Genomic DNA, 20,760 nt, shown 5'->3' with positions numbered 1-20,760 from the left:
GCTAGACCGTGTTCCGGACGATCAGCGTCCGGTTCGGTGCCGGCCGATCGGCACGATCATCGGCGTGTCCGAGATCGGGTCGTCGACGAGCCGGCAGCGCATGCCGAAGACGTCCTCGACGATCTCCTCGGTGAGCACCCGGCCGGGCCGCCCCGCGGTCACCACCGCGCCGTCCTTCATCACCACGAGGTGGTCGGCGTAGCGGAACGCCAGGTTGAGCTCGTGCAGCACGATCACGACGGTGGCGCCCTCGGCCTCGTTGAGGTCGGTCAGCAGGTCGAGCACCTCGACCTGGTGGCCGATGTCGAGGTACGTCGTCGGCTCGTCCAGCAGCAGGATGCCGGTGCGCTGGGCCAGCGCCATCGCGATCCACACCCGCTGCCGCTGGCCGCCGGAGAGCTCGTCGACCGGCCGGTCCGCGAGCGGCAGCGTGCCGGTCGCGGTGAGCGCCGCGGTGACCGCCTCGTCGTCCTCGCTGCTCCAGCGGCGGAACCAGCCCTGGTGCACGTGCCGGCCGCGGCTGACCAGGTCGGCGACCGTGATGCCGTCCGGCGCGACCGGCCCCTGCGGCAGGATGCCGAGGTGCTTCGCGACCTCGCGGCTGGGCGTCGCGTGGATGGACTTGCCGTCGAGCAGCACGGCGCCCGACGCGGCCGGCAGCAGCCGGGCCAGGCCGCGCAGGAAGGTCGACTTCCCGCACGCGTTCGGGCCGACGATGATGGTGACCTTGCCGGTCGGCACGTCCATGGTGAGGTCGCGGACGACCGTCCGTTCGCCGTATCCCAGCGACAGCCGATCGGCCTGCAGATCCAGGGGCACGGTCATCCTCCTCGGCCGGTGCGGTTGGCGGTGGCGAGCAGCCACAGCAGGTAGGGGGCGCCGATCACGCCGGTGACGACGCCGACCGGGAACTGGCGCGAGCCGAGCAGGTGGGTCCCGATGAAGTCCGAGACGAGCACCAGCGCGGCCCCGACCAGGGCGGCCTGGACGAGCACGGGTCGTCCGCCGCCGACCAGACGCGCGGCGATCGGCCCCGACATGAACGCGACGAAGGCGATCGGACCGGCCGCCGAGGTGGCCATGCCGGTCAGGCAGACGGCGGTGATCAGCAGCGCGAAGCGGCTGGCCTGGACCCGTACGCCGAAGGCCGTGGCCAGGTCGTCGCCGAGCTGCATGCCCGTGAGCGTGCGACCGAGGACCAGCGCGAGCGGCGCCAGGATCAGCAGCGCGACGGCGAGCGGGACGATCTGCGGCCAGGTGCGCCCGTTGACGCTTCCGGTCAGCCAGATCATCGCCTCCGCCGCGATCTTGACGTCCGAGCGGGTGAGAACGTACGAGGTGACGCTGGTCAGCACCGTGCCGATCCCGATGCCGACCAGGATGAAGCGGTAGCCGCCCACGCCCTTGCGCCAGGACAGCGCGTAGATCACCAGGGCGGTGACCACCGCGCCGGCCAGGCCGGCCGCTGCGACCACGCCGCCCTCGAGGTGCAGGACCAGCACGGCGACCACCCCGACGGTGGTCGCGCCCTGGCTGACACCGATCACGTCGGGGCTGGCCAGCGGATTGCGCAGGAGCTGCTGGAAGATCGCGCCGGCCAGCCCGAACGCGAACCCGGCCAGCGCCGCGACCGAGGCCCGCGGCAGGCGCAGGTCGTGCATGACGTATTCGACGCCCGCGGGCGTGGGCAGGCCCAGCAGTGACCGCACCACGTCGGGCAGCGAGATCTGGAAGTCGCCGTAGGACAGGGTGAGCGCGAACATCGCGACCGCGGCGACCGCCAGCACGAGCGTCACCAGCCGGGCGCGCGCCGACTCGCGCCGGCGGGTCCGCGCGACGATCCCCGCGCTCACAGCTCGGCCAGCTTCTCGCGCCGCGCCATGGCCACGAAGATCGGGGCGCCCAGGATGGCGGTGACGATGCCGACCTGCACCTCGCCGGGGCGGGCCACGACCCGGCCGACCACGTCGGCGAGCAGCAGCAGGAGCGGGGCCAGCAGCATCGAGTACGGCAGCAGCCAGCGGTGGTCGGGCCCGGTGATCGCGCGGGCGATGTGCGGGATCAGCAGGCCGATGAAGACCAGCGGGCCGGCCATCGAGGTGGCCGTGCCGCAGAGCAGCACCACCGCGCCGGCCGCGACGAGCCGGGCGACGATCACGTTCTGGCCGAACGAGGTGGCCACGTCGTCGCCGAGGGCCAGCGCGTTGAGCGCGCGCGCCGACCAGAGCGCCAGCAGCGCGCCGGCCACCAGGAACGGCAACGCCTGCACGGCGATGTCGGTGCCCCGCCCGGCCAGCGAGCCGACCTGCCAGAAGCGGAACTGGTCGTACGCGTCCACGTCGGTGATCAGCACGGCCGTGGTGAACGACGTGAGCGCCGCCGTGACCGCCGCGCCCGCCAGCGCCAGCTTGACCGGGGTCGCGCCGCCGCGGCCGATGGACCCGACGGTGTAGACCAGGACCGAGGTCACCGCGGCGCCGAGGAAGCCGAACCAGACGTACCCGGTGAGGCCGCTGATGCCGAAGAAGCTGATCGCGATGACGATGAACAGCCCGGCGCCGGCGTTGACGCCGAGGATGCCGGGGTCGGCGAGCGGGTTGCGGGTGACGCCCTGGATCACCGCGCCGGCCAGGCCGAACGCCGCACCGGCGAGCAGGCCGACGATCGTGCGGGGCACGCGCGACTCGGTGACGATCAGGTCCAGGGTGGAGTTCGGGTCGGGGTCGGCCAGCGCGTGCAGCACCGTCCCGAACGGCACGGGCCTCGCGCCGACGGCGAGGCTCAGCAGGGCAGCTCCGGCAAGGGCCGCCGCGATCACCACCAGTCCGGTGGTGAGCACGGCGGCCCTGCGGTGACGGGTGTCCGGCACCTGCGGTCAGCCGAGAGCGGCGGCCAGCTGCGGGGTGACCTTGTCCACGGCGTAGGACAGGCCGGCGACCGACGCGCTCGAGAACGCGTTCGAGACGTCCGGATCGTCCATGTAGGCCACGTGACCGGCCTTGACCGACGGCACCGCCTGGAACAGCTTGTCGTTCTTGACCTGGTCGATCTTCGCCTGGATGAGGAACACGACGGTCAGGTCGGCGTTCGCCAGGTCGAGCTGCTCGTTGGAGAGCATGACGTAGAACGAGTCCTTCTTGAGCGCCTCGACCGCCGGCGCGTTCTTGAAGCCCAGCTTGGTGAGGAAGTCGACCCGGCCGTCGCCGGTGACGTACGCGCCCCAGCCGTCGCCGGTGCGGGCGACCGCCGCGACGGTCGCGTCCTTGAACTTCGGGTTCGCCTGAGCGGCCGCGGCGAACTTCGCGTCGAGGTCGCTCTTGAGCTCGGCGGCCTCGGCCTGCTTGCCGAGCGCCTTGCCGACCATGTCGAGCTGCTGCTCCCACGTGGTCAGGTACATCTCGCCACCCTTGGGCACGCCGACCACGGGCACGCCGAGCTTGCTCAGCGAGTCGTAGCGGGCCTTCTCGCCGCTGGAACGGGTGTCGAGGATCAGGTCGGGCTTGAGCGCCGCCACCTTCTCCATGTCGAGCTCGAGGGTGCCCAGGATCTCGGGCTTGGTCGTGTACTTGCCCGCGTTCCACGGGCCCTGCCCCTCGCCGCCGAAGGCCAGCCAGTCGGCCGCCCCAACGGGCTGCACGCCCAGCGAGAGCGCGACGTCGGCGTCGCTCCAGCCCAGCGCGACCACGCGCTCGGGCTGCTTGCCGACGGTCACGTCGCCGAACGCGGTCGGGATGGTGACCGGGAACTGGGCGGCGGCCGACGACGGCGCGTCACTCGCGGCGTTGTCGTCCTCGGTGCCGGTCGTCGAGCAGCCGGCGAGCGCCACGGCGGCGCCCAAAATCGCGACCGGCAGCAACCGCCGGGCAAACGAGAGTCGCATCAAGGCTCCATGATCGGGAAGGTGAGCCTAACCTAACGGCAAACACGATATCCGCAAGCCCGAGCCGGGCAGGTCACAATTGCAGACGTCCAGCCAGATGAGCGGCGGCCGCGATCGTCGCCGCGTACTGCACGCCGACCAGGCGACGGATCTCGATCGGTTCCAGTTCGGCCACCCGCGCGTCCTCGGCGAGCCACTCGGCGTACCGCTGCTCCACCTCGGCCAGTGCGGTCCGCACGGCGCCGCGCACGTTGCCCACGCCGGCCTCGCCCCGCAGCGCGCGCAGCAGGATGCCGCCGTAGCGCAGCCGGTACTCGTGCACGTTGAGGGCCAGCGAGTTCGCCTCGGCCACTGTGGCCGGACGGTCCGAGGCGGGGTCCTTGCTGCGGGCCAGCCGCGCCGGTCCGGTCCGCTCGAGGAAGGTGGCGTAGAAGCGGGCCGCCCGCCAGTAGGGCGAGGCCGGCGCCAGCAGGTGGGTGCCGACCGAGGCGAGCGTACGGGAGAGCAGCTCGGCCAGGTCGGTGAGCGCCACAGCGTTCGAGGCCAGCGCCTCGGCGTAGCCGATTCCGGCCGGCGACGTGTCCGCGGCACGCGTGTCCAGCCAGTACGGCAGTTCGCTGACCAGCATCAGCGAGCCCCACTGACCGGCGTACCAGGTGGTGCTGCCGCCCTCGAACTGCCACGGCTCCTGGCGGGCCATCGTCTGCTCGTAGACGGTGGCCAGCGGCGTGGCCTCGTAGATCGCGTCGTCGAGCAGCACCAGGTCGGGCGCCTCGGGCTCGCCGCGGTCGAGCGGGATGCCCAGGTGCTCGGGCACCGCCTGGAGGATCGGGTGCAGCGCGGGCTCGGCGCGGCTGAGCCAGTAGTACGCGCCGCCGAGCTCGCTGTTGTGCAGCGACGCGATCAGCGCGGGCCGGTGCGCGTCGATCAGCCGCATCAGCGCCTGCGTCTCGGGGATCGGCTCGTCGAAGTACGCGTCGCCGTGGTTCACCGGGAACGTCCACTCGACCTGGTCGCGCCCGGCCGGCCGGTAGAAGTGCTGCGCGTAGTGCGCGCGGGTGAACGGGCCGCGCAGCCAGCCCTCGTTGAGCCGCAGCCCGTCCGGGTCGACGCAGTCCACGATCCGCCACCGGTGGCCGAGACGTTCGCGCAGCTCCCGGTCGGCGCAGAGGCGCTCGGCCAGGTGCAGCGCGGTGAGCCCGCCGATCGGCTCGTTGGGGTGCGGCAGCCCGAACGCGAGGGCCTCGGGCGCGTCGGGCACGCCCGGCTCGATGGTCAGGCACCAGAGCGGGTTGCCCTGCCGGGAGCTGCCGCACCGGCGCAACGACGCGACGCCGGGGTGACGGTCCGCGATCCGCCGGAGCCCGGCGTGCAGTTCGTCGACCCCGGCGAAGGCCTCGTACGCCGGCACGGTGTCGATCTCGGCGAGCAGCCAGGCGGGAAGGTTGTCCACCCGGCCATCTTCCTCGCTATTCCTTGGTGCCGGCCGCGCGGACCGGTGGGACCCGCAGCAGCCTGCTCACCGGCAGGATCGTCGTGACCAGCGCCAGCGCCGTGGCGCCGCCCAGCACGACCACCCAGCCCAGCGGCGGGACGTAGGGCACCAGCGTGCCGGTCAGCGCGTGCACCACCGCCACCAGCGTCATCCCGGCGATCACCATCCCGACCGTGAGCGCCGCCCCGAGCAGCCCCACCTGCTCGGCGTTGACCATCCGGCGCACCTGGCGGCGGGTCACGCCGGCCAGCCGCAGCAGCGCCAGCTCCCGGCTGCGGGCCAGCGCCGCCATCACCATCGTGTTGCCGGCCGCGAGCGCCGCGTAGCCCACCATCACCGTGATCAGCAGCTTGTTGAGCCAGGCGCTGATCGCCAGGTCGCGGCCCAGCTCGCCGCTGAGCTGGTCCGCGGTGCGCACCGTTCCGAGCGCCGCGAGCTGCCGGTCGGCGGTCCCGTCGGTGCGCACCAGGATCTCGTCGAAGGCGCCGCCCCGCTGCGGCAGCACCACGTCGCCGAAGCCGAGGCCGCGCTCGTAGACGGCGACCACCCGCGGCCGCACCGGCGTGCCGTCGGCGAGCCAGAGGTCGGCCCGGTCGCCGACCTTCCAGCTCGAGGACGACGCCTGCAGGGCCGAGACCGCGACGGTCCCGTCGGCCAGGTCGGCCAGGCTGCCGTCCCGCACCTTCAGATCCATCGTGGACTGGAGCCCGGCCGGGTCGACCGCCCGGGCCACGGCCGGCTCGGCGCCGTCGAAGGTGCGCACCACCACGGAGGTGTGCCGCACCGGCGTCACCGCCTCGACCCCGGGGATCCGGCGCACCTGCTCGGTGACGTCGCCGGCCGGCGCGGTCAGCACCCGGTCGGCCAGCATGCCGTCGCGGCTCTGCGTGACGGTCTGCCGCTGCAGGTTGTCCTGCAGGAACCACACCGAGCCGCCGAACCCGACCGACAGCACGAGCGCGGTCAGCACGGCGGCCATGCCTCGGGCGTTGGCCCTGAGGTTGGCGACCGCCAGCTCGCCCGGGACACCCCAGACCGTGCGCAGGACCGGCGCGAGCAGACGAGCGGCGTAGCCGTTGATCCATGGCCCGAGCAGCGCCACGGCCAGCACGAACAGGTACAGCATGCCGAGCGCCGCGGCCAGCGCCGCGGTGCCGGCCAGCGCGGCGGCGAAGAAGATCGACGTGCCCGCGGCGGCCAGCGTGACCAGGCCGGAGGCGAGCCGGATGCGGCCGCCGCGGGCGGGCTCGACGGCCACCTCGCCGAGCGCCTCGGCGGGACGGATGCGCGCAATGCGGCGGGCGGCGATCAAGGCCGCGAGCACGGCGATCAGCAGCGTGGTGGCGGTGGCGAACACGGCGGCCAGGCCGGGGGCGGCGACCGGGAACCCGGCGGGCAGGAAGCCGCGGGCGATCAACTCGTCGTGCACCCAGGCGGTGGACCACAGCCCGGCCGGGATGCCGAGGGCGGCCGAGGCGAGGCTCACGACCGCGGCCTCGGCGACGACCAGGCGGCGCACCTGGCGCGGGGTGGCGGCCACGGCGCGCAGCAGGGCCAGGTCGCGGCGGCGGTGCCGCACCGACAGCCCGACCGTGCCGGCCACCACGAAGACGATCAGCAGGACGACGTACCCGCCGAACGCGCTGCCCGCCTGCAGCAGCAGGCTCTGGGCCTCGATCGACGCGGACGCCTCGGCCCAGCCGCGTTCCTTCCCGGCGTACGCCTCGACGCCCGCCTCCCGAGCGAGCCGGTCGATTTCCTGGATCGCCGCCTGGTCGGCGGTCTTGATGGCGATGGCCTGCGGCGTGGCGCGCACGTCGGTCACGCCGGGGAGCGAACGGATCCGGCCGGCGAGCGCGGGCGGGACCGTGCCCTCGGGCAGCGGCACCTTCGAGGAGGTGACCTCGCCGTCGAACTCCTTGGTCGAGACGGTGATGTACCGGTGGGCGACGACCACGTCGGCGGCCGCGTACTGCCGGGGCTCGGGCCGGAACCGCAGGCCGGACTCGACGAAGACGGCCAGCGTCGACAGGATCATCACGCCGGCGGCGAGGGCCACCAGCGTGGCGATCGCGGTGCCGGGGCGCTGGCGCAGCATGCGCAGGGCGAGCTTCAGCACGGTTCAGCCCCCCACCGTCACGCGGCGCCGCCCCAGCGAGGCGAGCACCTCCGCGATCCTCTCCGCGCCCAGCTGCGGCAGGTCGCGGACGATGCGGCCGTCGGCGAGCACGAGCACGCGGTCGGCGTACGACGCCGCCACCGGGTCGTGGGTCACCATCACCACGGTCTGGCCGAACTCGTCGACCGTCGAGCGCAGCAGCCCGAGCACCTCGGCGGCGGTCTCGGTGTCCAGCGCGCCGGTCGGCTCGTCGGCGAAGACGACCTCGGGGCGTACGGCCAGGGCCCGCGCGATGGCCACGCGCTGCTGCTGGCCGCCGGAGAGCTGGGCCGGGCGGCGCCGCAGCCGGTCGGTCAGCCCGACCCGCTCGACCACCGCGGCCAGCCACTGCCGGTCGGGCCGCTCGCCGGACAGTCTCGAGGGCAGCAGGATGTTCTCCTCGACGGTGAGCGCGCCGATCAGGTTGAACGCCTGGAAGACGAAGCCGATGCGGTCGCGCCGCAGCTCGGTGAGCCGGGTCTCGGACAGCTCCGACAGCTCGACGTCGCCGACCCACACCTTGCCCGAGCTGGGCCGGTCGAGCCCGGCGGCGGTCTGCAGCAGCGTGCTCTTGCCGGAACCGGACGGGCCCATCACCGCGGTGAACGTGCCGCGGGCGAAGGCGGCGTCCACCCCGGCGAGCGCCGTGACCGGCTGCCCGTCGGAGGCGTACGTCCGGGTGAGGCCCTCCACCCGGACCGCGACCATGTCGTTCATCTCTTCGCGCCTCTCGGTGTGCGGTTTGCCTGACACCGGAAACGCTATTTTCGGCAGCGGTCAAGATCGATGAAGCCAGCGGGCGTCTTCGGGGTACAGCCTGCTGTACTCCGGATCATTTGCGCAGGTAGCGCAGCACGGCGGTGACGCGGCGGTCGGCGCGGTCGTCCGGGGCCAGGTCGAGCTTCGCGAAGATGCTGCGGATGTGCTTGTGCACCGCGCCCTCGGTGACCACGAGCCGCTCGGCGATCGCGCCGTTGCCCAGGCCCTCGGCCATCAGCGCGAGCACGTCGCGCTCGCGGGGGCTCAGCCGCTCGAGCGCGTCGTCCGGCCGGCTGCGGGCGAGCAGCAGCCCGACCACCTCGGGGTCGACCGCCGTGCCCCCGCCGGCCACGCGGTGCAGCGCGTCGAGGAACTCCTCGACCCGGCCGACCCGCTCCTTGAGCAGATAGCCGAGCCCGGCGGCGCCGCCGGCGAGCAGGTCGGTGGCGAAGGCCTGCTCGACGTACGCCGAGAGCACGAGCACGGCCAGCCCGGGCAGCCGCCGGCGTGCCTCGACCGCGGCGACGATGCCCTCGTCGGTGTGCGTGGGCGGCATCCGCACGTCCACGATGGCCACGTCGGGCTTGTGCTCGTCGACGGCGTCGAGGAACGCGGCCGGCTGGTCGGCGGTCGCGACCACGTCGATGCCCTCGGCGCGCAGCAGCAGCGCCAGCCCCTCGCGCAGCAGGGCGTCGTCCTCGGCGATCACGATCCGCACGGCAGCTCCACTCGCATCGTCGTCGGCCCGCCGGCCGGGCTGGTCAGCGTGAGGCTTCCGTCGTACGCCTCGATCCGCCGCCGGATGCCGGTGAGGCCGGACCCGCGGCTCTCGTCGGCGCCGCCGTGGCCGTTGTCCTCGATCATGACCTTCAGCCTCTGCTCCTCGAGGCGGGCCGTGACCTTCGCCGAGGTCGCGCCGCTGTGCTTGGTGACGTTGGTGAGCGCCTCGGCGACCACGAAGTACGCGGTCGCCTCGACCGAGGCGGCACACCGGCGGGGCAGGTCCACGTCGAGGCGGCAGGGCACCGCGCAGTCGGCGGCCAGCCCGGCGAGCGCGCCGTCGAGCCCGCGGCCGTCGAGCACCGGGGGAAGGATGCCGCGCACGACCGTGCGCAGCTCCGCGAGGGCCTGCTCGGCGGCGTCCTGTGCCCGTTCCAGCACCTCACCGGCCGTGGCTGGGTCGCGCTCCACCGCCCGCCGGGCCGCGCCGAGCAGCACGCTGACGGCGACCAGCCGGTTCTGCGCGCCGTCGTGCAGCGAACGCTCGATGCGGCGCAGCTCGGCGGCGTGGGCGTCGAGCGCGGCCGCGCGGGTGGCGGTCAGCTCGGCGATGCGCAGCGAGAGGTCGGTGCCCGGCGGCGGGGACAGCAGCGCGCGGCCCGGCCACGCCTGGAACCGGGCCAGCAGCGGGCCGGCGAAGATGCCGACGAGCAGCCACGCCACGCCATAGAGCCCCACGGCGAGCGCGTCGAGCTGGTTGTGCACCGACCAGAACACCAGCCCCGGCGCGGCGTCCGCGGGCACCAGCCACCACCACAGCGGGTACGTCGCGTCCTGCACGGTGGAGAGCGGGATCGTCAGGCCGAAGATGCTCATCACGAAGCCGACCGTCGCGTGCTCGACCGTCCAGGCCAGCTCGCGCAGGAACCCGCGGTCGCGCCAGCTCGGCGGCAGCGGGCCGGGGCCGAGGATCTCGGGACCCCAGCGCGACAGCCGGGCGCGTTCCCGGTCGGCGACGGCGCGGACCGCCCGCGCGGCCGAGGGCGCCAGCAGGAACCCGACGCCGCCCAGGCACAGCACCGCGACGACGGCCACCCAGAGCAGCGTGGCCAGCGCGAGGATCGCCGTGCCGAGGCCGCCGACCAGCCGTTCGAGGGCGTCGACCGCGGCGTGCGCGCGGCGCCGCGCCCAGTCGACGGTCATGACCGCCACCCTAGGCCAGCGCCTCCGGCCGCGTCGATCTTGCTTGCCAGACGGCGCCGTTGAGGACGGCCCAGGCCCCGCCGAGCAGCACGGCGGCGATCGTCTCGCTCAACCGGCTCCAGCCCAGATAGACCCAGGAACCGGCACAGACGGTGAGCAGAGCGGCGGCCGCCGTGCCCACGGCGACACGGTGCGGCCAGGCGAGGCGGCGGCCGAGCTGCCAGGCCAGCAGGCCCGCCAGCACGGCGAGCTGGGCAGTCTGCGCGGTGGCGAGCCCGGCCGGCGCGGCTCCCGCTCCGGCGAGGGGCAGCGGGCCGTCGTACTCGGCGGCGGACGGGAGGACGACCTCGGGCGGGCTCTGCCACGAGGGCGGAGCGGCCACGGCCAGCACCACCATGAGCACGGCCGGTGGAGCGAGCGGCGCCAGGGCGTCGAGCAGGTCGGTGCGCCGCCACCAGGCGAGGCCCAGGGCGAGCGCCCCGGCCACGGCGAGCAGCAACTCGGGACTGGGCTTGGTGGCGAGCTCGAGCGCGAAGCGGTAGCCGTCCGAGGTCCACTGGTCGCGCGCCCACCGGGCGACCGCCTCGTCGGCTGCCGACAGGCCGCTGAGCTCGACGATCAACGGGATGACGACCGCCAGCAGCGCCGCGGCGACGACGAGCGCGCCGAGGCCGGCCGACAGCCGGACGGTGCGGTCGGCTCGTTCGGCCAGGGGCGGCCAGGCGGGCAGGCTCAGCGGGTGCCGCCCGAGCCGGTGGCCCGCGAGGACGAGGGCGGCCAGCAGGCAGGTGAGAACCGCCAGCGCGCCGCCCGCCCGGCCCGCGCGGGCGGCCAGCACGTCGTAGGAGGCGCCCGCCGCGTAGCTGCCCAGCACCAGCCAGAGCGACCAGCCGACCGCCGCGGGGCTGTGGAACGCGACGAACCGGCGGTACGGGACACCGCGGCTCGCGGCCAAGCGCGGCATGAGCGTCCGCGTGCCGGCCACCCACTGTCCGAAGAAGACGGCCCCTCCCCCGTACCGGCCGAAGATCTTCTCCGCCCGCGGCCAGTGACGCCCCCGGGCCCGCCGCACCGGCTTCCGCCGACCCGCGAAGTAGCCGCCGGAGCCGCCGAGCAGGGCCGCCGCGACCGCGACCAGGACGGCCGGGACGATGCCCACCACCCCCTCGTTGGCGAGCAGTCCCAGCGCGACCAATGCGGTCGCCGAGGGCAGCACCAGCCCGGCGAGCAGCGCGCCCTCGGCGACCACGAGCGCGGCCACGACCACCAGCACCAACCCCGCCGGCAGCGCCCCGAGCAGGTCGTCGACCATCTGCACACAGGCAGCCTAGGAACGCGCCCACCCCAGACGAATCGGTGAGATTCCCCTAAGCCGCCGTCGTCCACAACCGAAGTCGTGCGCCGCCCGTAGAACTACGATGACCGCACGAACGCCGCCACGGAAGGACCCGTTCCCACGATGCAGAAGCACCTCACCCGACTGGTCGTCGCGCTCGCCGCGGCGCTCGCGGTCCTGCTGCCCGGCGCGCCGGCGTTCGCGCACAACGCGCTGGCCGAGGCCACGCCGGCCAAGGGCGCCACCGTGAAGAAGGCGCCGACCAGCGTCAGGCTCAAGTTCCTGCAGAAACTCAACCCCGACTACACCACGATCTCCGTCACCGGCGACGCCAAGGTCGAGACGTCCGACCCCGAGGTCGAGGGCGCCACCGGCTCGGTCACGTTCGACGCGCTGCCGAACGGCGTCTACACGGTGGCCTACCGCGTGGTCTCCAAGGACGGCCACACCGTGCAGGGCTCCTACAAGTTCACCGTGGCCGACCCCTCACCGCCCTCCTCCGCGCCGGCTCCCGCTCCCGACGAGTCGCTGGTCGCCGTGCCGCCGTCCTCCGCGGCCGCCGCTGCGCAGCCGACCGCGAACCTGACCTCGGCGTCGCAGGCCGAGGACGAGCCGGGCAACCCCGGCCTGATCGTCACGATCGTCGTCGTGGTCCTGGCCGTGCTCGGCCTCGGCGGCTTCCTGCTCGCCCGCCGCCGCAGGACGACCTGACGTGGCCGCGCTCGGCGTCGCCGTCGTCGGTTTCGGCTGGATGGGGCGGGTGCACGCGCAGGCGTACGCCCGGGTGCCGCACCACTTCGCCGAGGTGGCCCCGGTCCGGCTGGTCGCCGTCGCCGACGACGTGCCCGGCCGGGCGGCGTCCGCGGCGCGGCGCTACGGCTTCGAGCAGGCGGTCGACGACTGGCGGACGCTCGTGGGCGACCCGCGGGTGCAGGCGGTCAGCATCACCGCGCCGAACTTCCTGCACCGCGAGATGGGCAGCGCGTTCGCGGCGGCCGGGCAGCACATCTGGATCGAGAAGCCGGTGGGGCTGACCGCCGACGACGCGCGGGCGATCGTCGGGGACGTGCAGGTCACGGTCGGGTTCAACTACCGCAACGCGCCGGCCGTCGAGCGGGCCCGGGCGATCCTCGCGGAGGGCGGGATCGGGCGGGTCACGCACGCGCGGTTCCGGTTCCTGAGCGACTACGCGGCTCACCCCGAGGGCGCGCTGAGCTGGCGGTTCGAGCGGGCCCGCGGCGGCAACGGGGTGCTCGGCGACCTGGGCGCGCACGGCGTCGACCTGGTCCGTCACCTGCTCGGCGAGATCGACGCGCTGGTGGCCGACACGGCGATCTTCATCGCGTCGCGGCCCCGGCCGGTCGGCGCGACCGCGGGGCACGAGCGGGCGGCGGGCGAGCCCGGGCCGGTGGAGAACGACGACTACTTCGGCAGCCTGCTGCGCATGGCGTCGGGCGCGCGGGTGACGCTGGACTGCAGCCGCGTCGCGGTCGGCGAGCAGAACAGCTACGGGTTCGAGATCCACGGCACGGCGGGCGCGCTGTTCTGGGATTTCCGCCGCATGGGCGAGCTGGGCATCGCGTCGGGCGGCTCCTATCAGGACGAGCCGGTGCGCACGGTCTTCGCCGGCCCGCGCGACGGGGACTTCGGGGCGTTCCAGCCGGGCGCGGGCATCCCGATGGGCTACGACGACCTCAAGGTCATCGAGGCGGCACAGTTCCTGCGGTCGGTGGGCGACGGGAGGGCGTACGGGGCAACGCTTGCCGACGCCGTGCGGGCGGCCGAGGCGCTCGACGCGATGGAGAAGTCGGCCGCGACCGGCAGCTGGGTCAGCCTTCCCCGGTGAGCGCGCGGCCGGGCATCGAGCCGCCCACCAGGAACTGCTCGGGTAGTGCCGGGTCCGCGGCGGCCAGCGGCCAGTCCGCCGCGTCGTCCTGCGGCGCATAGCCGATCGCGCGCCCGCCGGTCTGCGAGAACCAGCGCTCGCTGTTCGCCGAGACGCCCCACACCAGGTGCCAGCCGGTGGCCGCCAGCGACGCCCGCACGAGGCGCGCCGCGTCGTCCGGCGAGAGCCAGAGCGCCCGGTGCCGCGGCTCGCCGGGCTCGTCGAAGCACGCGCCGATGCGCAGGCAGACGACGTGCAGGCCGTACCGGTCGTGGTACATCCGGCCCAGCGACTCCATCGCCGCCTTGCTCCAGCCGTAGTACGAGTCGGGGCGCGGCGCGAGGTCGTCGGGCAGGCACCGGCCGTCGGCGCGCGAGGCGAAGCCGACCGCGTGGTTGCTCGACGCGATCACGACCCGCGACACCCCGGCGCGTACGGCCGCCCGCAGCACGTTCTCGGTGCCGCGCACGTTGGCCTCGAGCACCTCGTCGAACGATCCGCCGCCCGCGATCCCGCCCAGATGCACGACCGACTCGACGCCCGCGCAGGCCCGCTCGACCGCCGCCGCGTCCGTGACGTCCAGCGCCGTCACACCGGGCTCCGGCCGCAGGTCGGTCAGCCGCCACGACGAGTCGCACAGCCGCGCGCGCAGCATCCGCCCGATCCGCCCGGCCGCGCCCGTCAGCAAAGTCTCCGCCATGGCAGTCTTGTACCCCGTGGATCTCAGAGGAGTCGCCGCAGGTGTCCCGTACGTGGCCGTGCCGCCCGCCGCCGGCGCCCGGCCCGACGCGCCGGTGGTCGTGGCATACCACCTGCTCGACGCGCCGCGGACCGAGGTGGCGTTCGCCTCCGCGCTGCCCCTCGACGGCCTCGACGCGTGGCGCCTCTATCTGGGGCTGCCGCTGAGCGGATCCCGCCTGCCCGCGGACGGCCTGGAGCCGCTGCTCACGGGTGACGCCGTCCTCAAGGTGCACGAGCCCGTCGCCGTCGGCGCCGCCGAGGAGCTCCCCGAGGCGTACGCGGTGATCCGCGCGCGCCTGGGCCTGGCCGACGGTGTTCCGGCCGGCGTGCTGGGCGGCTCGATGGGCGCCGTCGCGGCCCAGCTCGTAGCGGCGGAGAAGCTGCTCGACGTCCGCGCCGCCGTGCTCGTCAGCCCCGTGGTGCGGCTGCGCGAGGCGATCAACGGGATCGTCGCCGCGCACGGGATGACGTACCCGTGGTCGCCCGCCTCCGACCGCGTCGCGCAACGCCTCGACTTCGTGGCCCGCGCCGCCGACCTCGACGGTGTCGCGATCCGCTACGTCACCGGCGCCGACGACCAGCACGACGCCTTCGTCGCACCCGTCGAGCAGGCAGTCGCCGAGCTGTCCCGCCGCGGCGCCACCGTCGACCACCACGTCGTGCCGCACATGGCCCACGCCCTCGCCGAGGAGCCCGGCACCGGCGCCGCTCCCCAGACCCCGCACGCCGCCACGGTCGACCGCCTGGCCGTGGAGTGGTTCCGCCGGCACCTCAGCCGCTGAAGCGCCGGGCGAGCTCGGCCATGCGCTCGGTCTGCACCGAGGCGGCCTGCCCCACGACGAACGAGCGCAGCAGCCGCGGCGACCGCACCACGATCGACTCGGTCAGGACCGTACCGCCGGGGGCCGGTTCAAGGTCGACGGTCGCCGTCAGCCGCACCGCGCCCGGGCTGACCACCGAGCTGACCAGCCGCCGATCCTCGACCACGCCGGTCAGCGTGACCCGGATGGGGTTGTCCCAGTGCAGCGGGCCCATCGGAAACCGCTCGACCGCGACGTAGGCCGTCGCCTCGCGCCCCTGCTCGTCGCGCGCGGACCGGACATCCCGGACGGCGACCACGAGCGGGGACAGGCCGACGTAGCTGTGCGGGTCGAGCAGGTGCTGGTAGACCTTCGCGGGCGGCGCGGACAGGCGGGCGGTGCCGCTGAGCCGGTTGATCGACATGGATCCGAGGATGGCACGCCCGGCCCTGTGGACAACCGCCTTCCGCCCCGCGCCGGGGCGTAGGTTGGCCGCCACGCCCTTGGGTGGGCGGGGGAGGCGGAGGCCCACCGCGGATCAAGCGTGGCGATCATGGATGACGGTCCTTGATCCGGTCGTGGCGGCCGCCTACCGGCATCGCGACCAGGTCGAACGCGGGTTGAACCGGGGCAACCACCGGCGCGGACCGGCCACCAGGGTTCGACAAGCTCAGCTGGCCGAATGCTCGACCAGCTACGTGCCGTCCCTGACGGGCATGACCGCGGGACGGGATCCAGCCGTCGCGCGGGGAGCGTCAGGCCGCGGCGGGCGTCGCGCGCCCCGAGATATTAAGGATGTTTAAGGGTTGCTCCCGTTGACGAGGGATCGATGAGCGGCTTTATTGTTAACCGTCTTGCCAATCCCCCTCGACGGCAAACGGAGCATCCCCATGAAGAAGCGCACGCTGCTCGCCGCCGCGCTGTCCACAGTGGTGGCCGGAGGGCTGGGCGTCCTCGGCATCACCAACGCGAACGCCGCCGCCCTCAACCCCGGCGTGGCCCCCGGCGGCAACTTCAACCTCGCGGTCTGGCAGTTGCAGCTCCCAACCGGTTCGCCGGGCAAGCCCGACACCATCTCCCCCGCGAGGCTCAAGGGCGCCAACGGGTACACGAACCCGGCGTACTTCTGGACCGACAAGAACGACGGCTCGATGACGTTCTGGGCGCCGGAGAAGGGCGTGACCACGCCGAACTCGAAGTACGCCCGCTCGGAGCTGCGCGAGATGAACGCCGACGGCTCGGCCGCGGACTGGACGCTCGCAGGCAACCACACGCTCAGCGCCGAGCTACGCATCGTGTCGGTGACCAAGAACGTCGCGGTCGGCCAGGTGAAGCTCGGCTCCGGCGGCACCTCGACCAAGCCGCTGTTCGAGCTCTACTACCGCGCGAACGGCGACATCTACCTCGGCCAGCAGCGCAGCCCCACGGACGGCCAGACGCTGCACAAGCTCGGCACCGTCGCGGTCGGCCAGAAATGGACGTACGTCATCAACGTCTCGGGCAACAAGGCGAGCGTCACGATCAACGGCAGCAGGACCACCTACACGATCCCGAGCTCCTTCAACCCGTACCGCCAGTACTTCAAGGCCGGCTCGTACAACCAGTCCTCGTCAGAGAGCACCACGAACGGGGCCAAGGTGAAGTTCTACGGTCTCAGCGTCAAGCACGGCTGACCGTACGACGTAGTCGGCCCGTTCCCAGGGCCGGTCCGCGACGAAGAACGGCACCTCCTCGGCTTCCCACTCGTCCCACTCGCGCAGCGCGTCCGCCTCGTCCAGCCCCCGCTCCGCCCGGTCCCGGCGCAGCCCCCGCGCCTTCGCCTGCTCGTAGTCGGACTGCACCCAGATCGCCGTGTCGATCAGCGGCACCAGCTCCCGCCGCGACGCCGCCACCCCCTCCACGATCACCAGCGGCGTCGCGGCGGGAACCTCGATGAACCCGGTACGCCCGCGCGGCGCCCACGCCGGCGGCTGGTACCGCACGTCGCGCCCCTCGCGCAGCGGCCGCAGCACCCCGTCGGCCATGAGGTCCGCCCATCCGAACCGCGAATGCCACCACGCGACGTCGTCGGTGTGCACGACCGCCGCCCCCGGCACGGCGCGCGCGATCCGCGCGGCGAGCGTCGTCTTCCCGCTCCCGCCGCGCCCGTCCACCGCGACGATCCGACCCTCGAGCGACCGTACGAAGGTGTCGAACCGCTCCGTACGCCAGGGCCCGGCCTCCGGCTCCCCCGGCCCCAGCTTCATCCGGTCCGCCCGACCGGGAGACACGCGAAATCGACCAGCATGCCCTGCACGCTACCGGCGCCGGGTCACAGCGGCCGGGGTCCCGGCCAGGCCGGTTCGCCCCGCCGGCGGAACTGCTCGTCGGGTTCCCCGCGCCGCTCCAGCACACCGGCCGCCACGAGCCCGAGCAGCGTCTCGTGCAGGCTGTTGCCGAGCGGGTTGTCCGTCCAGAACACCCACTTGGTCTCCGGAAACGTGCGCCCCTCGAACAGCCCCAGCGCGCGGCCCACCTCGAACTGAGCGCCGTCCCAGTCGGTCCAGCCGGCGAGCCGGTCGGCGAGGCTCATGACGGGCGGAAGGCGTTCGAGAGCGTACGGGTCAGCAGGTCGAGCACGTGATGACGGGACTCGTCCGGCCGTTCGCCCAGATAGGACCAGGCCGCGTAGAGCTGGCTCCACAGCGTGCTGAGCACCCAGTCGGCCGGCAGGGCGGCGTCGATCGAGCCGTCCGCGTGCCCGCGGGCGACCACCCGGCCGAGGTCGGCCTCGTCCTGCGACTCCCAGCACTCGCCGCCCTGCCCGCTGAACATCAGCGACAGCAGCGAGCCCAGGTCGAAGTACTCCCGGCAGAGCCGCAGCAGCGCCTCGGCGCCCGTGCCGCGATCGAGGTCGGCCAGGGTGGCCGCGCGCACCAGCCGCTCGCCGCCCTCGGAGGCGACCGCCGCCAGCAGCTCGGCGCGCTCGCCGAAGTAGCGGTGCAGCGTGGTGCGCCCGACCTGCGCCGCGGCCGCGATGTCGCCCAGGGAGCAGCCCGGGTTGTCGGCGAGCAGCTCGATCGCGGCGTCGAGGATCGCCTGCCGCGTGCGGTTCTTGATGCCGGAGGTCACAGCCATACATTAAAGGAATTGGCATTGCCCGTCACGGAACAATCGTGTTCCACTACGAACCATGCAGATTCTCCTGCACCTTCTCCGCCCGCACAGGAAAGTCCTCCTCCTCGGCCTCGTGCTCGGCCTGGTCTCCAACGCCGCCAACCTCGCCGCGCCGCTCGCCACCAAGCGGATCATCGACACGCTCGGCGACGGCGGCTCGCTGACCGGGCCCATCTCGTTGCTGCTGGTCCTCGTCGTGATCGGCTCGGTGATCGGGCTCTGGCAGTGGATGCTGATGGGCACGCTCGCCGAGCAGGTGGTGCTGGAGGCGCGCCTGTCGGTGATCCAGCGCTACTTCCGGGCCCGGCTCGCCGAGCTGACCGGCCGCCCCACCGGCGAGCTGGTCACCCGCGTCACCGCCGACCCCGGCCTGCTGCACCAGGCCTCGTCGAGCATCGTGGGCCTGGTCAACGCGTCGCTGGCGTTCGTCGCGACGCTCGTGCTCATGGGCACGCTCGACCTGGTGCTGCTGCTCTGCACGCTGGCCGCGGTCGCCGTCGTGGGCGCCGTCATGGCGGTGCTGCTGCCCACGATCAGCAAGGCGCAGAAGGCGGCGCAGGACGCGGTCGGCGATCTGGGCGGCGAGCTCGAGGGCACGTTGCGCGCCATGCGGACGGTCAAGGCCAGCCGGGCGGAGCAGCGTCAGGGCGGGCGCATCGAGGACGACGCCCGCCGTGCCGCCTCCTTCAACGTACGGGCGGCCCGCCGCGCCGCGTGGGTCTGGACCGTCTCGTGGAGCGGCGTCTCGTTCGCGATCATCGCCGTGCTGGGCGTGGGCGCCTACCGGGCCGACGCCGGCCTGCTCGCCGTGAGCAGCCTGATCGCCTTCCTGCTGTACGCGTTCCAGCTGATGGGCCCGATCGGCGAGCTCACCCAGAACGTGACCGCGCTGCAGTCCGGCATCGCCGCCGCCCGCCGGATCAGCGAGGTGTACGCCATGCGCGAGGAGACCTCCGACCCGCAGCCGGGCGCCCGCATGCCGGACGCGCCGGTTTTCGCCGTACGGGATGTCACCCTCCGCTACTCCGACGACGCACCGCCCGCCCTCGACGGCGTCACGCTCACCATCCCGTCGCGCGGCCACACCGCCCTCGTGGGCCCCTCCGGCGCGGGCAAGACCTCGCTGTTCTCGCTGCTGCTGCGCTTCCTCGACCCGCAGTCCGGCGAGCTCTACCTGCACGGCCGCCCGTACCGGTCGCTCACGCACAGCGAGATCCGGCAGGAGCTGGCGTACGTCGAGCAGGAGGCGCCCGTCGTGCCGGGCACCATCCGCGACAACGTGCTGTTCAGCCACCCCGAGGCCACCGACGAGGAACTGCACCGCGTGCTCGAGCGCGTCCGCCTGTCCGCCAAGGTCGCCTCGCTGCCGCTGGGCCTCGACACCCCGCTGTCCGGCGCCGAGCTCTCCGGCGGCGAACGTCAGCGCATCGCCCTGGCGCGGGCCCTCGTCCGTACGCCCGCCGTCCTCCTGCTCGACGAGGCCACCGCCCAGGTCGACGCGCTGACCGAGGCGGCCCTGCAGGACTGCGTTCGCGAGCGCGCCGCCGACTCCGCCGTCGTGACCATCGCCCACCGCCTCTCCACCGTGATCGACGCCGACCGCATCATCGTCCTGGACGGCGGCCACGTGCGAGCCGTAGGCACCCACACCTCCCTGCTGGCCACCGACGACCTCTACCGCGGCCTGGTCGAAGCCCTCCGCATAGCCGTCCCCGCCGACGCGACCGCATAGGTAGTACTGTCGCGCGTGGTGCCGACTCCGACCTGGGCCGACTGGCTTTCCCTGAGCGACCGGGCCGCCCGCCTCCGAGCGCCGCGGATGCCTGGCCTCTACCGGGTGCGAGTCGTCGGCGAGGCCGGCCTGGCCTACGTCGGACAGTCCTCGGACCTTCGGCAGCGGCTCGGCCAGTTGTGCGCTCTGTACCGGCAGGAGATCCCGTACAACGACCCGCACACCGCGGCCCCCTGTCTCTGGGTGATGCGCACCGTCGAGGGTGCCGAGTTCGAGTTCTCGGTGGCGGAGGTCGCGGGCGACGTCGTGAGCCTCAAGACGGCCGAGTGCGTCGTGGTCTCCGAGCACCGTGCGGAGTTCGGTCGCTCACCGCTGGCCAACTTCGGCCGGATGCCGGACGGGTGGGTCAAGTCTTCCGGCAACACGAAACGGCTCGCGGAGGCGGGCCGTCGGGTGCGAGGCCATCAGGATGCCCGGGCCGCGCGGGCCGCCGATCACGCCTCGGTCCTCGACGTGGTCCGCGACCCGACGGCGCCCGACTGGGCGGGTCAGGCGTGGAGCCCGTGGAGCTCGACGCCGGTCGCCGACCCGGCTGTGGGCGTCTACCGAGTCCGCCGGGCCGGCGCGGAAGCCCTCGTCTACATCGGACAGGGCGTCGTCCGTGCCCGGGTGGCCGCCCATGTCGCCAAGAGCCGCCTCGTGGATCACCGGCAGCGTGCCGCCTTCTCGGGGCCGATCGAGTGGTCCTGGGCGCCCTTGCCGGGGCACGCGCCGGCTCAGCTGCTCGAGGTCGAGTGCGACCTCATCGCCGGCCACGCTCTGCGACTGGGGTCGGCGCCCGCTGCACAGTTCCTCGGATAGCCGGCCCGCCCCGCATCAGACCATCGGCCCCGCG

Annotated in this window: 21 protein-coding genes; 6 read left to right on the top strand and 15 right to left on the bottom strand. The window is 73.6% G+C overall.

Annotated elements, in window-relative coordinates:
- Window positions 1-21: 21 nt before the first annotated feature.
- From ACSNN8_RS16255 to ACSNN8_RS16210, 10 genes are all read right to left on the bottom strand, one after another.
- Window positions 22-825: an ABC transporter ATP-binding protein gene (locus tag ACSNN8_RS16255; RefSeq protein WP_436650042.1), complete on the bottom strand. Its 804-nt coding sequence runs from the start codon at window positions 823-825 to the stop codon at window positions 22-24.
- Window positions 822-1,853 carry a FecCD family ABC transporter permease gene (locus ACSNN8_RS16250; RefSeq protein WP_436650041.1) on the bottom strand — a complete coding sequence of 344 codons (1,032 nt, stop codon included), beginning with the start codon at window positions 1,851-1,853 and terminating at the stop codon, window positions 822-824. Before ACSNN8_RS16250 ends, ACSNN8_RS16255 begins: the two co-directional genes overlap by 4 nt.
- Entirely contained in the window at window positions 1,850-2,869 is a 1,020-nt protein-coding gene (locus ACSNN8_RS16245; RefSeq protein WP_436650040.1) for a FecCD family ABC transporter permease, read from the bottom strand. Before ACSNN8_RS16245 ends, ACSNN8_RS16250 begins: the two co-directional genes overlap by 4 nt.
- Before the next feature lie 6 nt (window positions 2,870-2,875).
- Complete coding sequence (locus ACSNN8_RS16240) at window positions 2,876-3,880, bottom strand: iron-siderophore ABC transporter substrate-binding protein (protein ID WP_436650039.1); 1,005 nt, start codon at window positions 3,878-3,880, stop codon at window positions 2,876-2,878.
- Between the two features lie 73 nt (window positions 3,881-3,953).
- Complete coding sequence (locus ACSNN8_RS16235) at window positions 3,954-5,333, bottom strand: M14 family zinc carboxypeptidase (RefSeq protein WP_436650038.1); 1,380 nt, start codon at window positions 5,331-5,333, stop codon at window positions 3,954-3,956.
- 16 nt (window positions 5,334-5,349) lie between these two features.
- Complete coding sequence (locus ACSNN8_RS16230) at window positions 5,350-7,494, bottom strand: FtsX-like permease family protein (RefSeq protein WP_436650037.1); 2,145 nt, start codon at window positions 7,492-7,494, stop codon at window positions 5,350-5,352.
- 3 nt (window positions 7,495-7,497) lie between these two features.
- On the bottom strand, window positions 7,498-8,241 hold the full coding sequence (locus ACSNN8_RS16225; protein ID WP_436650736.1) for an ABC transporter ATP-binding protein: 744 nt from the start codon (window positions 8,239-8,241) through the stop codon (window positions 7,498-7,500).
- A gap of 124 nt (window positions 8,242-8,365) precedes the next feature.
- A complete protein-coding gene (locus ACSNN8_RS16220; RefSeq protein WP_436650036.1) occupies window positions 8,366-9,010 on the bottom strand; it encodes a response regulator transcription factor in 645 nt (214 codons plus the stop codon).
- A complete protein-coding gene (locus tag ACSNN8_RS16215; RefSeq protein ID WP_436650035.1) occupies window positions 8,998-10,215 on the bottom strand; it encodes a sensor histidine kinase in 1,218 nt (405 codons plus the stop codon). The genes ACSNN8_RS16220 and ACSNN8_RS16215 overlap by 13 nt, the downstream gene beginning before the upstream one ends.
- Window positions 10,216-10,225: 10 nt before the next feature.
- The gene (locus ACSNN8_RS16210; protein WP_436650735.1) at window positions 10,226-11,527 is read right to left on the bottom strand and encodes a DedA family protein; all 1,302 of its coding nucleotides are present in this window, start codon (window positions 11,525-11,527) and stop codon (window positions 10,226-10,228) included.
- A gap of 147 nt (window positions 11,528-11,674) precedes the next feature.
- Between ACSNN8_RS16210 and ACSNN8_RS16205 the strand changes: the two genes are divergently transcribed.
- A complete protein-coding gene (locus tag ACSNN8_RS16205) occupies window positions 11,675-12,262 on the top strand; it encodes a copper resistance CopC family protein (RefSeq protein WP_436650034.1) in 588 nt (195 codons plus the stop codon).
- Window position 12,263: 1 nt separating this feature from the next.
- Window positions 12,264-13,397 (top strand): Gfo/Idh/MocA family protein, encoded by a 1,134-nt coding sequence (locus ACSNN8_RS16200; RefSeq protein ID WP_436650033.1) that lies wholly within the window; start codon window positions 12,264-12,266, stop codon window positions 13,395-13,397.
- Here the strand turns inward: ACSNN8_RS16200 and ACSNN8_RS16195 are convergent.
- Window positions 13,381-14,136, bottom strand: coding sequence for an NAD-dependent epimerase/dehydratase family protein (locus ACSNN8_RS16195; protein WP_436650031.1), 756 nt, complete (start codon window positions 14,134-14,136; stop codon window positions 13,381-13,383). The two genes, ACSNN8_RS16200 and ACSNN8_RS16195, sit on opposite strands and share 17 nt — an antisense overlap.
- Window positions 14,137-14,152: 16 nt before the next feature.
- On the opposite strand from ACSNN8_RS16195, the gene ACSNN8_RS16190 reads away from it, so the two are divergent.
- Complete coding sequence (locus ACSNN8_RS16190) at window positions 14,153-14,959, top strand: alpha/beta hydrolase family protein (RefSeq protein WP_436650030.1); 807 nt, start codon at window positions 14,153-14,155, stop codon at window positions 14,957-14,959.
- On the opposite strand, the gene ACSNN8_RS16185 is transcribed toward ACSNN8_RS16190, so the two are convergent.
- On the bottom strand, window positions 14,949-15,401 hold the full coding sequence (locus ACSNN8_RS16185; protein WP_436650029.1) for an SRPBCC family protein: 453 nt from the start codon (window positions 15,399-15,401) through the stop codon (window positions 14,949-14,951). The two genes, ACSNN8_RS16190 and ACSNN8_RS16185, sit on opposite strands and share 11 nt — an antisense overlap.
- Before the next feature lie 466 nt (window positions 15,402-15,867).
- On the opposite strand from ACSNN8_RS16185, the gene ACSNN8_RS16180 reads away from it, so the two are divergent.
- A complete protein-coding gene (locus ACSNN8_RS16180; RefSeq protein ID WP_436650028.1) occupies window positions 15,868-16,650 on the top strand; it encodes a polysaccharide lyase family 7 protein in 783 nt (260 codons plus the stop codon).
- Here the strand turns inward: ACSNN8_RS16180 and ACSNN8_RS16175 are convergent.
- From ACSNN8_RS16175 to ACSNN8_RS16165, 3 genes are all read right to left on the bottom strand, one after another.
- Complete coding sequence (locus tag ACSNN8_RS16175; RefSeq protein WP_436650027.1) at window positions 16,588-17,223, bottom strand: uridine kinase family protein; 636 nt, start codon at window positions 17,221-17,223, stop codon at window positions 16,588-16,590. The genes ACSNN8_RS16180 and ACSNN8_RS16175 overlap by 63 nt on opposite strands.
- 65 nt (window positions 17,224-17,288) lie before the next feature.
- Window positions 17,289-17,549 (bottom strand): hypothetical protein, encoded by a 261-nt coding sequence (locus tag ACSNN8_RS16170; protein WP_436650026.1) that lies wholly within the window; start codon window positions 17,547-17,549, stop codon window positions 17,289-17,291.
- Window positions 17,546-18,088 (bottom strand): TetR/AcrR family transcriptional regulator, encoded by a 543-nt coding sequence (locus tag ACSNN8_RS16165; protein WP_436650025.1) that lies wholly within the window; start codon window positions 18,086-18,088, stop codon window positions 17,546-17,548. The genes ACSNN8_RS16170 and ACSNN8_RS16165 overlap by 4 nt, the downstream gene beginning before the upstream one ends.
- Before the next feature lie 61 nt (window positions 18,089-18,149).
- Between ACSNN8_RS16165 and ACSNN8_RS16160 the strand changes: the two genes are divergently transcribed.
- On the top strand, window positions 18,150-19,865 hold the full coding sequence (locus ACSNN8_RS16160) for an ABC transporter ATP-binding protein (RefSeq protein WP_436650024.1): 1,716 nt from the start codon (window positions 18,150-18,152) through the stop codon (window positions 19,863-19,865).
- Between the two features lie 18 nt (window positions 19,866-19,883).
- Window positions 19,884-20,726, top strand: a complete 843-nt coding sequence (locus ACSNN8_RS16155) for a GIY-YIG nuclease family protein (RefSeq protein WP_436650023.1) — start codon at window positions 19,884-19,886, stop codon at window positions 20,724-20,726.
- Window positions 20,727-20,760 lie beyond the last annotated feature (34 nt).

This window comes from Actinoplanes sp. URMC 104 (genome assembly GCF_051386375.1).
In the GTDB taxonomy this organism is placed as follows: Bacteria; Actinomycetota; Actinomycetes; order Mycobacteriales; family Micromonosporaceae; genus Actinoplanes.
This window is presented reverse-complemented; position numbering and strand designations above follow the sequence as displayed.

What these genes read in the sequence shown, in the direction of transcription:
- ACSNN8_RS16210 (WP_436650735.1), bottom strand. Translation starts at nt 11,527, where the DNA reads ATGGTCGACGACCTGCTCGGGGCGCTGCCGGCGGGGTTGGTGCTGGTG.
- ACSNN8_RS16240 (WP_436650039.1), bottom strand. Translation starts at nt 3,880, where the DNA reads ATGCGACTCTCGTTTGCCCGGCGGTTGCTGCCGGTCGCGATTTTGGGC.
- ACSNN8_RS16215 (WP_436650035.1), bottom strand. Translation starts at nt 10,215, where the DNA reads ATGACCGTCGACTGGGCGCGGCGCCGCGCGCACGCCGCGGTCGACGCC.
- ACSNN8_RS16225 (WP_436650736.1), bottom strand. Translation starts at nt 8,241, where the DNA reads ATGGTCGCGGTCCGGGTGGAGGGCCTCACCCGGACGTACGCCTCCGAC.
- ACSNN8_RS16175 (WP_436650027.1), bottom strand. Translation starts at nt 17,223, where the DNA reads ATGAAGCTGGGGCCGGGGGAGCCGGAGGCCGGGCCCTGGCGTACGGAG.
- ACSNN8_RS16170 (WP_436650026.1), bottom strand. Translation starts at nt 17,549, where the DNA reads ATGAGCCTCGCCGACCGGCTCGCCGGCTGGACCGACTGGGACGGCGCT.
- ACSNN8_RS16185 (WP_436650029.1), bottom strand. Translation starts at nt 15,401, where the DNA reads ATGTCGATCAACCGGCTCAGCGGCACCGCCCGCCTGTCCGCGCCGCCC.
- ACSNN8_RS16255 (WP_436650042.1), bottom strand. Translation starts at nt 825, where the DNA reads ATGACCGTGCCCCTGGATCTGCAGGCCGATCGGCTGTCGCTGGGATAC.
- ACSNN8_RS16195 (WP_436650031.1), bottom strand. Translation starts at nt 14,136, where the DNA reads ATGGCGGAGACTTTGCTGACGGGCGCGGCCGGGCGGATCGGGCGGATG.
- ACSNN8_RS16180 (WP_436650028.1), top strand. Translation starts at nt 15,868, where the DNA reads ATGAAGAAGCGCACGCTGCTCGCCGCCGCGCTGTCCACAGTGGTGGCC.
- ACSNN8_RS16160 (WP_436650024.1), top strand. Translation starts at nt 18,150, where the DNA reads ATGCAGATTCTCCTGCACCTTCTCCGCCCGCACAGGAAAGTCCTCCTC.
- ACSNN8_RS16205 (WP_436650034.1), top strand. Translation starts at nt 11,675, where the DNA reads ATGCAGAAGCACCTCACCCGACTGGTCGTCGCGCTCGCCGCGGCGCTC.